Origin of the sequence: Aeromonas sp. MdU4 (assembly GCF_041929505.1) — a bacterium.
GTDB lineage: Bacteria > Pseudomonadota > Gammaproteobacteria > Enterobacterales > Aeromonadaceae > Aeromonas.
Genome location: NZ_JBHFMW010000030.1, coordinates 50,493 through 63,936, shown reverse-complemented (window position 1 = coordinate 63,936; position 13,444 = coordinate 50,493). Strand labels below are relative to the sequence as shown.

At 58.9% G+C, this 13,444-nt stretch carries 10 protein-coding genes; 3 read left to right on the top strand and 7 right to left on the bottom strand.

Annotation, left to right across the window (positions count from 1 at the left end; translation table 11 throughout):
* Positions 1-3 precede the first annotated feature (3 nt).
* Positions 4-1,524, top strand: a complete 1,521-nt coding sequence (ilvA, locus tag ACE1BR_RS18305; protein WP_374872807.1) for a threonine ammonia-lyase, biosynthetic — start codon at positions 4-6, stop codon at positions 1,522-1,524.
* Positions 1,525-1,759: 235 nt separating this feature from the next.
* On the top strand, positions 1,760-2,851 hold the full coding sequence (gene ompA, locus ACE1BR_RS18300) for a porin OmpA (RefSeq protein WP_374872804.1): 1,092 nt from the start codon (positions 1,760-1,762) through the stop codon (positions 2,849-2,851).
* 513 nt (positions 2,852-3,364) lie between these two features.
* Here ompA and ACE1BR_RS18295 read toward each other — a convergent pair.
* On the bottom strand, positions 3,365-3,757 hold the full coding sequence (locus tag ACE1BR_RS18295) for a hypothetical protein (protein WP_374872801.1): 393 nt from the start codon (positions 3,755-3,757) through the stop codon (positions 3,365-3,367).
* A 234-nt stretch (positions 3,758-3,991) separates the two neighbouring features.
* On the opposite strand from ACE1BR_RS18295, the gene mgtA reads away from it, so the two are divergent.
* Positions 3,992-6,754, top strand: coding sequence for a magnesium-translocating P-type ATPase (gene mgtA, locus ACE1BR_RS18290; protein ID WP_374872799.1), 2,763 nt, complete (start codon positions 3,992-3,994; stop codon positions 6,752-6,754).
* A gap of 129 nt (positions 6,755-6,883) precedes the next feature.
* Here the strand turns inward: mgtA and ACE1BR_RS18285 are convergent, their stop codons facing one another.
* The 6 genes from ACE1BR_RS18285 to ACE1BR_RS18260 form a co-directional block, all read right to left on the bottom strand.
* On the bottom strand, positions 6,884-7,993 hold the full coding sequence (locus tag ACE1BR_RS18285; protein WP_374872796.1) for a YeeE/YedE thiosulfate transporter family protein: 1,110 nt from the start codon (positions 7,991-7,993) through the stop codon (positions 6,884-6,886).
* Positions 7,994-8,119: 126 nt separating this feature from the next.
* Entirely contained in the window at positions 8,120-9,739 is a 1,620-nt protein-coding gene (locus tag ACE1BR_RS18280; RefSeq protein WP_374872794.1) for a methyl-accepting chemotaxis protein, read from the bottom strand.
* A gap of 151 nt (positions 9,740-9,890) precedes the next feature.
* Positions 9,891-10,793, bottom strand: coding sequence for an EamA family transporter RarD (gene rarD / locus ACE1BR_RS18275; protein ID WP_374872791.1), 903 nt, complete (start codon positions 10,791-10,793; stop codon positions 9,891-9,893).
* Between the two features lie 125 nt (positions 10,794-10,918).
* Positions 10,919-11,167 carry a hypothetical protein gene (locus ACE1BR_RS18270; RefSeq protein WP_374872870.1) on the bottom strand — a complete coding sequence of 83 codons (249 nt, stop codon included), beginning with the start codon at positions 11,165-11,167 and terminating at the stop codon, positions 10,919-10,921.
* A gap of 60 nt (positions 11,168-11,227) precedes the next feature.
* Positions 11,228-12,724: an aldehyde dehydrogenase gene (locus tag ACE1BR_RS18265; RefSeq protein ID WP_374872789.1), complete on the bottom strand. Its 1,497-nt coding sequence runs from the start codon at positions 12,722-12,724 to the stop codon at positions 11,228-11,230.
* Between the two features lie 124 nt (positions 12,725-12,848).
* A complete protein-coding gene (locus ACE1BR_RS18260) occupies positions 12,849-13,391 on the bottom strand; it encodes a cupin domain-containing protein (RefSeq protein ID WP_374872788.1) in 543 nt (180 codons plus the stop codon).
* Positions 13,392-13,444 lie beyond the last annotated feature (53 nt).

Sequence of the window (13,444 nt, the reverse complement as noted above, 5' to 3'; positions counted from 1 at the left end):
GTCATGGTCTCTGCGGCTGATTATCTACGCAAGGTGCTGCTCTCTCCCGTCTATGAGGCGGCGCGAGTAACCCCGTTGCAAACGTTGAAAAAACTCTCCGAGCGGCTCGGCAACCACGTCAGCCTGAAGCGGGAGGATCTGCAACCGGTCCACTCCTTCAAGCTGCGCGGCGCTTATCACAAGATCGCCACTCTGACCCAAGAGCAGAAGGATCACGGCGTCATCGCCGCCTCTGCTGGCAACCATGCGCAGGGGGTCGCCCTGTCGGCGGCCAAGCTCGGCATCAAGGCGATCATCGTGATGCCCAAGACCACGCCGGACATCAAGATCGATGCAGTACGCCGTCAGGGCGGCAACGTCATGCTGTTTGGCAACAGCTTCGACGAGGCCTATGCCGAAAGCCGCCGTCTCGCCGAGCTGGAGGGCTACACCCTTATCCCGCCATTTGACGACGTCGAGGTGATCGCGGGGCAGGGTACCATCGGCAAGGAGCTGCTGGATCAGGATATCCACCTCACCCATGTTTTCGTGCCGGTGGGGGGCGGCGGTCTGGCCGCCGGGGTGGCGGTTTACATCAAGCAGCTGTTGCCGGATGTGAAGGTGATCGGGGTGGAAGCTGAAGGGTCTGCCTGCCTCAAGGCGGCCATGGTGGCGGGCGAGCCGGTCAATCTGGAGCGGGTCTCGCTGTTTGCCGACGGGGTGGCGGTCAGGCGCATCGGCGAGGAGACCTTCCGCCTGTGCAACCAGTATCTGGACGAGGTGGTGACCGTCTCCAACGATCAGATCTGCGCCGCACTGAAAGATATCTTCGACGACTGCCGTGCCATTGCAGAGCCGTCGGGCGCCCTGTCGCTGGCGGGCCTCAAGGCCTACAGCGAGCGGGAGCAGGTTAAAGGGGGGCGGATGGCGGCCATTCTCTCCGGCGCCAACGTCAACTTCCACAGCCTGCGTTACGTGTCGGAGCGCTGCGAGATCGGCGAGAAGCGTGAGGGCATGCTGGCGGTGACCATCCCCGAGCGCAAGGGTGCTTTCCTCGACTTCTGCCGTCAGCTTGGCCCCCGCATGGTGACCGAGTTCAACTATCGCTATGCGGATGCCGAGCAGGCGTCGCTGTTCGTCTCGGTGCGCCTCACCGGCGGCGACGAGGAGCTGGGCCAGATCATCGATCAGCTCGGTGGCAACGGCTATCCGGTGGTCAACATGACCGAGAGCGAGCTGGCCAAGAATCACGTGCGTTACATGATTGGCGGCCGCCCGGCCCGGCCCCTCGGTGAACGGCTCTACAGCTTCAAGTTTCCGGAGCAACCGGGCGCCCTGATGCGCTTCCTCGAGACCTTGGGTTGCCGCTGGAACATCAGCCTGTTCCACTACCGTAACCACGGCGCTGACTATGGCCGGGTGCTCTGCGCCTTCGAACTGCCGGACGAAGATGTGGCGGCTTTTCACGACTACCTGCACGAGATTGGGTACGGCTGGAAAGAGGTGAGCGACGACCCCGCATATCGGCTGTTCCTTGCCAGTTGATGGCTCGATGAAGAAGGAGGGAGGCGTTGGCCTCCCTCTGTTTTTTAGCCAGCAACAATATCTAACTGGCTGTTTTTAGTGCAGAGAATGCCGACAAGCTCACACTCCTGATGGCTTGGTCATTTGAGGCTGTGACATCATGGGATACCCTGAGTAGCGGAGAGGCCGCCTGACGGCTTCACACAGGGATAGTGCGCGCTCAGGCGCCAATAACGACTTATTGCAGAGGCTAAACATGAATAAATCGATGCTTGCCGTGTTGGTCGGCGGATTGCTGGCTGCGGGCGCCGTACAGGCGGCTGCTCAGGACAATACCTGGTATGCCGGTGGCAAGGCCGGTTGGTCCAACTACTACGGTGTAGATAAAAACCAGGATATCGCCAGTGACTTTGCCGCGGTTGGCAATAACAGCGAGAGCAAGAGCGATCTGGGTCTGGGTGCATTTGCCGGTTACCAGCTCAATCCCAACCTCGGTTTTGAACTGGGCTACGACTGGCTCGGCAAGTACAAGATGAGCGGCGGCAGCGGTGTGGATGCTCTGAACGGTGAGGCGAAGAGTCAGTTGGTGCAGGCCACCATGAAGATCAGCTTCCCGGCCACTAACGTGCTCGATCTCTATGGTCGTCTGGGTGGCGGCTATGCCTGGACCGACAGCAAGATCAGCGATACAGCAAGCAGTTTCACCGGCAAGAAACGGGGTGCCGCCTTTGTCGGGGCGCTGGGTGCCGAGTACACCATCGACCAGAACTGGGCTGCTCGTCTGGAGTATCAATACACCACGCCGCTAGGCGATACATCCATCGACCGCTCTGGTATTGAACTGGATAACGGCTTGCTGGCGTTTGGCATGCTCTACCGCTTCGGTCAGGTGGGAGCCCCGGTAGCGGCTCCGGCTCCGGTGATCGCCGAGCCAGCTCCTGCTGTGGTAGTGGCTCCCAAGGAGTTCAGCCTGAGCTCCGATGTGCTGTTCGAGTTCAACAAGGCGACTCTCAAGCCAGCCGCGAATCAGGCGCTTGATGCGCTGTTTAGTCAGATCGTGGCGGCCAACCCGAAAGACGGGGTGGCAACCGTGATCGGTTATACCGACCGCATCGGCTCCGACAACTACAACCTCGCCCTCTCCGAGAAGCGGGCCCAGAGTGTGGCCAGCTATCTGGTTGCCAAGGGACTCTATGCCGACAAGGTGCGGGTCGAGGGGCGTGGCAAGGCCAATCCTGTGACTGGCAACAACTGCGCCAGCCGTTCCAAACAGGAGCTCATTGCCTGCCTGGCACCGGATCGCCGGGTCGAAATCCATCTGGAAGGGGTTTCCCATCCGGCGCAATAAGATGGTGTGAACAAACGGGAGGCCTGGCCTCCCGTTTGTTATGGTGCATGGCGCCTGTAATGGCGATAGGTGTGAGTGGGGCCAAGGCAATAAGTCAGCAAATATTTCCGATAAAATAAATAGCGATTAAATAGAGCCAGAATAATTAGCTGAAAAAATATCGATTTAAACTTTGCGCCAGCAGAACCTTTTGGTTAGAATCCCTGCGTGTTATCAATAAATGGATGAATATTATGGACTGCGACAGTTGTAGCCGATTGCAAATCGCGATGCGGGTTTACCAGAGCTGAGGCCGAATATTCTCTTTTCCCCCTCACTCTGATTGCTCGAACGTAGCATAGAGTGCAGCATCTCAATGAGTCACCTCTGACTCCCGCAACAGCCCAAGCCCGGTTTTAACAGGGATGGTCGTTGCAAACCGGATTGTTCCGCTCACCTGCGAGCCGCACCGCCTCGCGAATCATGTAATCGCACGCTTCATCGTCGCCCTTGTTGCGCCGCGAGTCCGTGCTGCTACCGAGCAGCATCTGGCTGGCAGCTGTGCAGCAGGAGCGCGAGCAGGCGTCGAATAACAAGATGAATTGCACCATATTGAAAACGGCTCTGTTTTCGATAGGTGTGGTTGCGAACGAATATATCTTGTAAGTGTATTGAATATATATTTGGCAGTTTTAATTTTCCGCTGAAATATATTTCATGGCTAACCATTTTTCTGTGGTCGGCCAGGTCAAACATGCCTGATATTATTTTCCACGCGTCATTATCTTGTGGTTCGCAATTGTTATCCTGATTTTCGCTATCACTTACTGGCGCTGCTGGCGGATACCCGTATCCGGCCATGTGCCTTGGCAAACTCGGAGGAAAACCAATGACCGAAGAGCCCAAACCTAGACCCTCGGGGTCCACGTCTCCCCACTCCTGATCCCCCCTGCGGGGGGACGGGATGCGGTGTCCTGACCCCTGATCTGATCCAACCATGCTGGTTAGCGCGACGGCAGACATTTGTCTGACGGGCCGCCCCGTGCGCGGCAATTGACCGCATCGGCAGCATGTTGGGTTCACAGCCTTCGATATCAGTACTGACGCCAGGCTTGGCCCGCGACAGGGCCCTGTTTTGCGTAAAAATCAGGATAAAGAATTATGAAACAACAACATACTGCCAGCCGGCATAAGCAGCAGGGCTTTGTTGCGCCGGGCACGCAGAAGGAGAAGATCTCCTCCAGAGTGCTCGACGAGGCCGACAAGTCTCTCGAGTACACTTTCACCGCCGTGCGCGGCAACATCGATGGTCTGACTGCGACTGAGGCTGCCAACCGACTGGCCGAGTTCGGTCCCAACGAGGTGACCCACGACAAGCCGCCCCATGCGTTTGTCCAGCTGCTGCAGGCGTTCAAGAACCCCTTCGTGCTGGTGCTGATCGCCCTGGGTCTGGTCAGCTACGTGATGGACGTGCTGATGGCCGAGCCGGGTGATGAGGATTGGGTCAAGGTGATCATCCTCGGCATTATGGTGGGTCTGAGTGGTCTGCTCCGCTTCTGGCAGGAGTACCGCTCCGCCAAGGCGGCCGAGGCGCTCAAGTCGCTGGTACGCAATACCGCCACCGTGCAGCGTCGTCCCTCGCCGGGGGCCGCCCCCCTGCGCAAGGAGGTGGCGATGACCGAATTGGTGGCCGGTGACATAGTGCACCTGCAGGCGGGGGATATGATCCCGGCCGATATCAAGCTGATCGACTCGCGCGATCTTTTCATCAGTCAGGCGGTGCTGACTGGCGAAGCGCTGCCGGTGGAGAAGTACGACACTCTGGGCGCGGTAGCCGGCAAGTCGGCGGAGGGTGCCAGTGCCGGTGAGGGGGGCATGCTCGATCTGCCCAACATCTGCTTTATGGGCACCAACGTGGTGAGCGGTACTGCCCGGGCCGTGGTGGTGGCGACCGGCAGCGACACCTACTTCGGTTCGCTGGCCCGCAATGTGGTGAGCCACAAGCGCATCGAGACCAGCTTCGATCGCGGCGTAAACAGCGTCACCAAGCTGCTGATCCGCTTCATGCTGGTGATGGTGCCCATCGTCTTTATGCTCAACGGCATCAGCAGTGGTGACTGGATGTCGGCACTCACCTTCGCGCTGGCGGTGGCGGTGGGGCTCACCCCCGAGATGCTGCCGATGATCGTCTCCGCCAACCTGGCACGTGGCGCAGTGGCGATGGCCAAGCGCAAGGTGGTGGTGAAGCGACTCAATTCGGTGCAGAACTTCGGTGCTATGGACGTGCTCTGCACCGACAAGACCGGCACCCTGACCCAGGACAAGATCATCCTCGAGCACCACTACGATGTGCGTGGCAACCGGGATGACCGGATCCTGCAGTTGGCCTGGCTCAACAGCTTTCACCAGAGCGGCATGAAGAATCTGATGGATATCGCGGTGGTCGAGCACGCTGATGCCCTGGGTGATAGCTGCAAGCCTGCCAACTACCGCAAGGTGGACGAGTTGCCGTTCGACTTTGTACGCCGTCGCCTGTCGGTGATCGTGCAGGATGATCTGGGCCAGCAGCTGATGGTCTCCAAAGGCGCGGTGGAGGAGATGCTGGCCGTCTCCAGCCAGATCGCCGATGGCAAGGAGATCCGCGACCTGACCGACGCCGATCGCCGCGCCCTGCTGCGCCAGAGCGAGGAGTTCAACGCCGAGGGCTATCGGGTGCTGATCGTGGCGACCCGCGAGATCCCGGCAGGCGAGTGCAAGCAGAGCTATCGCACCAGTGACGAGGTCAAGCTGGTGGTGCGCGGCTTCCTCACCTTCTTCGATCCGCCCAAGGACTCGGCCGCCCCGGCCATCCGCGCTCTTAACGACTACGGCGTGGCGGTCAAGGTGCTGACCGGCGACAACCCCATCATCACCAGCAAGGTGTGCCGCGATGTGGGCTTGAATCCCGGTGTGCCGCTGCTCGGCAAGGATATCGAGGTGATGGACGATGTGGCGTTGTGCACTGTGGTCAAGCACACCACCATCTTTGCCAAGCTCACCCCGCTGCAGAAGTCGCGAGTGGTGAAGGCGCTGCAGGCCAACGGCAATACCGTCGGCTTCCTCGGCGACGGCATCAACGATGCACCGGCGCTGCGGGATGCGGATGTCGGCATTTCGGTGGACAGCGGTGCCGACATCGCCAAGGAGACCGCCGACATCATCCTGCTGGAGAAGAGCCTGATGGTGCTGGAGGAGGGGGTGATCAAGGGGCGCGAGACCTTTGGCAACATCCTCAAGTACCTCAACATGACCGCCAGTTCCAACTTTGGCAACGTCTTCTCGGTGCTGGTCGCTTCCGCTTGGTTGCCCTGGGCGCCCATGCTGGCGATGCAGATGCTGATCCAGAATCTGGTTTACGATGTCTCCCAGATGCTGCTGCCGTGGGACAAGATGGATCCCGAGTTCCTCAAGCGACCGCGCAAGTGGGAGGCGAGCAACATCAAGCGCTTCATGCTGTGGCTCGGCCCGACCTCGTCGGTGTTCGATATCAGCACCTACTGCCTGATGTGGTTCGTGTTCGGTGCCGGTGCCCTCTATGCCACCGCCAACGGCAGTATGGATCCGCTGGTCAACGGTCAGGCCATCATGAACTCCGGCTGGTTTATCGAGGGGCTGGTGTCGCAGACGCTGGTGGTGCATATGCTGCGTACCCGCAAGATCCCGTTCCTGCAGAGTACAGCTACCCTGCCGGTGCTGCTCTCCACTTCGATCGCTATCGCCATCGGCTGCTACCTGCCGTTCTCGCCGCTGGCCGAGCACTTCGGCTTCATCACTCTGGATGGGCCCAAGTACTTCATGTGGCTGGTGATTACCATGCTGGCCTACATGGGGCTGACCCAGACCGTCAAGAGCATCTACATCAAGCGCCACGGTCAGTGGTTTTGATGAAGAGCTAGCAAAAAGGCCGGGGTGATCCCGGCGTGACAGAAAAAAGAGAGCCAGCCCGCGCAAGCGGACTGGCTCTCTCTATTCGGTGTGACCCGACTCCCTTGCTGGCGAGTACAGGTCTGTGGCTCAGAGCTTGAACAGCGGACGCAGGCGGATGCCGATCAGGCTGCCAGCGAGAGCCATCAGCATCCAGACCCAGCCGTGCAGGCTGCCGGAGGCGGTGCCGTCGAAGAAGCCGCCGAGGTTGCAGGCGCTGTACATGGCGCCCATTCCCATCAGCAGGCCGCCGATGATGGATGCCAGACTGTTGCCGAGTCGCATCGGGGCGAATTGACCGCCACCGCTGATGCAGCGCGCCAGCATGGCCCCCAGAATGCCGAGCCAGAACATGCCGACCATGGGATCGCGGAAGAGCGGATTGGCCAGTTCAGGGTTCCCCTCGAACAGGCCGAACAGGGAGGCGCCATGCAGCCCCATGTGATAGGCGGCGCCGGTGATGGTCCAGGCCGAGCCGTGTAGCGCCACCACGCAGGAGTTGAGAACGGCGATGATGATGCCACCGGTCAGTACGGTGAAACGGCCATCACGCCAGAACAGGTTGCCGCCGCTGAAGATCGGTTTGATCTCGCCGGTACGCTTGAGTTCGCTCTTGCGAAACAGCAGGAACAGCACGGCAACCAGTGCCAGATTGAGCAGCATGCCGCTCCAGAGACTGCCGGTCAGATCCCGGGCCAGTACCACATGGCTGGAGAAGGTGGCTTCCAGCTCGGGGCGGAACTGGTTGCTGATCAGGGTGCCGATGCAGTAGAAAACCAGCACCAGCCAGAAGCGGGGTTGCCCTTCGCCACAGCAGTAGAGGGTGCCGGTGGCGCAGACGCCAGCCAGTTGCATGCCGATGCCAAACATAAAGGCACCGACGATAAAAGGAATGCCGATAGCCATCACGTTGCCCACCATGGGATCGCCAAACAGGGCGTGGCTAAAGGAGAGGAAGCAGGTGAACAGCAGAATTTCGATGGCGATGGTGAGCAGGTGAACCCGCACGTAGTAGCTGTTGCGCTTGGTCAACATCTCGCGCCAACCAAAGACGATGCCGAAGCGACTGAAGGAGAGGGTGAAGCCGAAGCCGAATCCGATCAGGGCCATCAGAGCCCATTTCATACCAAAGGTGTTGCCAAGCCAGAGTAACGCTCCCCCCGCGAGTATCACGATGGGGAGCGACCATTTTCGATTCATGCCAGTAGATCCTTTTAGTTAATTATTGGAAGGGCGGATCCTATTCCCTCATTGAGTCCAACGCCACCCATTTTGCCTGTGATGGAAAAAATGGGTGGCGCTGTCGGTGATGTCTGGTCTGCGGTGTCAGTGTGGCAGGGTATCGAGATGGAAATGGCGGGTCTGTTTGGTGAGGATGTGTGCGTGCTGAGCGACCTGCTCGGCCTCCTCGGCGGCACGGCTGGCACTTTGATTGACTTCGGTCGCCAGGTGGGACATCTCGCCAACCTTTTCGGTGATCTCCCGGATCAGCTGACGTTCCTCGCTCATCAGGTGTTCGACCTGGGTGATGCGGTGACCCACGTCACCGCAGCTCTGTTCAATGCCAGCCACGCTCTGGCGCGCCATACCTGCGTGCTCAATCGCTTCGCCAACCCTGCCCAGCTCGGTATCCATTTCATTAACGGCCCGCAGGCTGACACTCTGGATGCGGTCGATGATGGTATTGATCTCGGTCGTTGCACTGCCGGTACGGGTGGCCAGCGAGCGCACCTCATCGGCCACCACGGCAAAGCCGCGCCCCTGTTCTCCCGCCCGTGCAGCTTCAATCGCTGCATTAAGAGCCAGCAAATTGGTCTGTTCCGCAATTGACTGGATAGCACCAGCCAGCCCTGATATTTGTTGCGAGAGACTGGCCAGATCCGAAATGGTACCTGAGACCCGCTTTACACCTGCAGCCTGTTCGTCTATGACCTGCTCGACGGCGTGGATGACCTGCGCTGTTTCGGCAGCTCGGGAAGCTGATTGCAGGGTCAGTTCGCTGACATGATGTAGTTGTTCATCCGCTTGTCCCATTGAATGTGTGAGCTGATCGATAGCCTGTTCTATTTGTCTGGCGACATCGACCTGAGTCAGGCTGTCATCGGAATGACGCTGTGCGGTGGTGGTCAGTATTGCGGCCCGCTCGTCCAGCGTAGTAGCACTGCGTTGCAGTGAGGAGACCAGGGTGGTCAGTTGACCTCGCATTGCGCCTATTTGGCGAATAAGGTCACCGATTGCATCTCGCCCTGGCTCCGGCATCGTCACGGTTAACTCTCCTTCGGCGATGGCGGCTGTTGCCTTGCCCGCTGCCAGCAACCGTTGCTGGGTTGGCAGACCGAGCCAGAAGATGAGGACTATGCCAACCAGCGCGGCACAGAGCAGCAAGCTGTAGCAGAGGCGGGTGGTATCGATGAGATGGGTCATCTGATCGGCGGCATATTGGTTACCGCTGGTGACAGTAGCATCCACCCCGAGGCGGTGAGCGCTGTAGATGGCATGAAGGTTCGTAGCAATGCGGGTGGCCGTGGCAATATCACCCGCTTTGATGGCGGGAACAAATTGGGTATTGAGCAGTTGCCAGAATCGTTCCCCCTGCAGGCGTTGCTCCCCCAGTAACAGTTGTTTGAGTGGCGCATTCAGGTTGCTCTCCTGCCAGAAGCGGTTGCGCTCTTCGAACTCATTTTGCAGACGTTCGAGCGCTTGTAGCCCCCCTTCCTGTTCCTCCGGTTTGGCATGGAGCAAGGTGTAGACCTGTAGTTGGGATTCGATGAGATAGAGTGGGGGCGGCAGGATATCGGCGACCACGTCCTTGCCTTGCCCCATCTGGTCAGCGGCACTTCTGACTGAATAGAGGCCAAAAAAGCCGATTGATATCAGTACGATAATAACCAGTACACCAAGGAGCTGGCTAAAGAGCAGTGATCGGTCGTGAATTTGCCTGAACATGATGCCTCCATGCGGTGTTGTCCATGGATAGCATAGCCCCATTATTGGAGTGGCGATTCAATTGTGGCTGGCGTGGTGTCGGGATATAACGCGAGAAAGTCTGCTCTGAGGTTTGCCCCGGCATGATTGGCCGGGGCGGTATGACAGTAGTTTACGCTTTGGCTGGCACTGATTTTGCCTTGCTATTACGCACTCCATCCAGCGTGAAGATCAGCAGCGCGCTCCAGATGCAGGCGAAGGTGATGAGCTTGTCCATCGCCAGTGCCTCGCCGTAGAGGGTGACGGCCAGAATGAACATCATGCTGGGGCCTATGTACTGGAAGAAACCCAGAGTGGAGAGCTTGAGCCGGGTCGCCGCAGCGGTAAAGCAGAGCAGGGGGATGGTCGTGACGGCGCCGGCTGCGATCAGCAGCAGGTTCAGGTGCCAGTCGTTCTGGGTGAGGTGGCTGGTGGGGCTGTCAGCAATGCCCCATAAATAGATGGCGGCAGGTGGCAGCATGATCATGGTCTCGATCAGCAGGCCGGTGAGGGCATCGAGGGCCAGCTTTTTGCGCATGAGGCCGTACAGGGCAAAGCTGGAGGCCAGGACCAGCGAAATCCAGGGCAGAGAGCCAAAGGCAATCAGTTGAATCGCAACGCCGACGAAGGCCAGTATCACCGCCCACCACTGCAAGCGGCGCAGTTTTTCGTTCAAAAACAGCATGCCAAGCAATACGTTAAACAGCGGGTTGATGTAATAGCCGAGGCTGGCATCCAGCATGTGGCCATTGTTGGTCGCCCAGATAAAGAGCAGCCAGTTACTGCCGATAGTGACTGAGGTCAGTGCCAGGGTGAGCAGCACTTTGGGTTGACGCAAAATGGCCTGCACCTTGTGCCACTGGCGGCTTGCCAGGGTGAGTACCAGCAGCAGAAGACATGACCAAATCATGCGATGGGTGAGGATCTCTGTCGCTGGCACAGCGGCGATGGTTTTGAAGTAGATGGGGGCGATCCCCCAAAGGATATAGGCGCACAGGGCGTAGATAACACCCTGGCGCTGGATCTGTTGTGACATGCCGATGACCTTTACTGAAGTGTTGGATGCGGGGAAACATCGCAAAAAATCAGTGTAGCGATCCTTTTACGGGGAAAGAAGCGAATAAACGCAGGTTGGGCATGGGAGAAGAGGAACTGGCCCGGTCAGCCTTTGCCGCGGCGGATCCTGTCTACATCCCTTAACAGCCATAGCATCAGGGTAATGCCAGATATCCAGGGGCCCCAGGTCACGTAGGCCTCGCCGTGCCCCAGCACGAAGAACAGCAGGGGCAAACCGATCACCAGAAAAAGTACGCTTCCCAGAAAAAATAGCATTTTTGTCTTTATATTTAACATGTTGGCTTTTTTGTCATTATAAGGATTGAGGCCGGTGATGGAAGACCAAAAATGCAAAAGGGGGATCTCTCCCCCTTTTTGATCCGCTCACGCGGCTTTTACTGCGGCATTGTTGCGTTATTCCAGTTGAATCCAGGTGCTTTTCAGCTCGGTGTACTTCTCCAGCGCATGGAGCGACTTGTCGCGGCCATTGCCGGACTGTTTGAAGCCGCCAAACGGCATGGTCATGTCGCCGCCATCCCAGTTGTTGACGAACACGGTACCGGCACGCAGGGCGCGGGAGCCTTTCACCGCCTTGTTGAGGTCTGCCGTCCAGATCGCCGCAGCCAGGCCGTAGTCGGTGTCGTTGCCGAGAGCGATTGCCTCCTCCAGCGTGTCGAAACCGCTCACCGCCAGCACCGGGCCGAAGATCTCCTCGCGGAAGATGCGCATTTGCGGGGTTACGTTGTCGAAGATGGTGGGTTCGATATAGAAGCCGCCGCTCTCGGTGTTGGTGCGGTTGCCCCCCAGCAGCAGTTTGGCTCCCTCCTGTTTGCCAATCTCGATATAGCGCAACACCTGCTCCATCTGGATGTGATCCACCATGGCGCCGATGCGGGTGGCGGGATCGAGCGGGTTGGCCGCGATCCACTCGCGGGCGTGGGCCAGCAGTCGTTCCATAAATTGCGGTTTGATGCTGTTTTGCACCAGCAGGCGGGAGGCTGCAGTACACACCTCGCCCTGGTTGTAAAAGATGGCACCAGCGGCGCTCTTGGCGGCGGCGTCCAGATCTGGCGCATCCGCCAGTATGATGTTGGGGCTCTTGCCGCCGCACTCCATAAAGGCGCGCTTGAGGTTGGACTTGCCGGAGCACTGCACCAGATGCTTGCCGATCTTGGTGGAGCCGGTGAAGGTGATGCAGTCCACATCCATGTGCATGGCCAGCGCCTCGCCGACGGTATGGCCGAAGCCCGGCAGCACGTTGAAGACGCCGTCCGGAATGCCTGCCTCCCTGGCCAGACCCGCAATGCGCAGGGCCGTGAGGGGGGATTTTTCGGAAGGCTTGAGGATTACCGAGTTGCCGGTGGCGAGCGCCGGGCCCAGCTTCCAGCAGGCCATCACCAGCGGGAAGTTCCACGGCACAATGGCGGCAACCACCCCGAGCGCTTCACGGGTCACCAGTGCCAGTGCCGACTCCTCGACCGGCGCGACCTGATCGTAGATCTTGTCGATCGCTTCGGCGTTCCAGGCGATGCAGTTGGCAGCGGCCGGGGCATCGTAGCCCATGGCATCACCGATGGGTTTGCCCATATCCAGCGACTCCAGCAGCGCCAGCTCCAGCTTGTTGAGGCGCATCAGTTCGGCAAAACGCTGCATGATCAGTTTGCGCTGCTTTGGCGGCAGCCCACTCCAGCGTTTGTCCTCGAAAGCGGCACGAGCCGCCTGTACCGCCAGCTCGGCATCTGCGGCGTCACAAGACGCCACCTTGGTCAGCAGTTTGCCGTTGGCCGGGTTGATGCAGTCGAAGGTGGCGCCGTTGACGGCGTCGCTGTAGCTGCCGTTGATAAAGGCTTGCGAGGGCAGGGTCAGATGGGCGGCCTTGTGTTGCCACTGGGCCAGGGTCAGGTCACTCATGTTCACTCCTTGAACCGGCAAAAGTCACTATCCGCGTATCAATATGCTAAACATCCTGCCGCTTGTAAATCCATCCTGTAACAATTCATTAAACATTGAGCTGTTTTTAACCGAGGTCGGCCAGTTAGAAACTGGCGGGCGTATTGGCCGAAATCAGCACGCACTCCTGCTCGCCGACGTTGCGAAAACGGTGGGGGGTGCGGCTGTCGAAGTAGTAGCCATCCCCGGCCCCCAGCCGGTAGATTTGCTCGCCCACGGTCACTTCAACTTCGCCTTTGATGACGATGCCGCACTCTTCCCCTTCATGGCTCAGCATGTCGTCGCCGGTGTCGGCCCCCGGTGGCAGCACCTCCTGCAACATGCCGATGGCACGGTTGGCGCGGCTGTGGCCCACCAACCGGTAGCTGATGGGGTGGGTGCCGAGATCCGGCATGTCAGCGGCGCGGAAGATTACCTCGGTACTCATTTCAGTCTCTTCGGTAAAGAAGCTGGCCAGTGACATGGGGATGCCTTCCAGCACCTTGCGCAGGGAAGCGACCGAGGGGCTTACCTGATTTTTCTCAATCTGGGAGATAAATCCATTGGTCACACCGGAGCGCTTGGCCAGCTCGCGCTGGGAGAGGGCTGCATTGGTGCGAACCGCCTTGAGGCGGTGACCGATATCCATCGATAGACACTCCTTGACTGTTTACTATTATTAAAATTGTGTTAAATATCTTA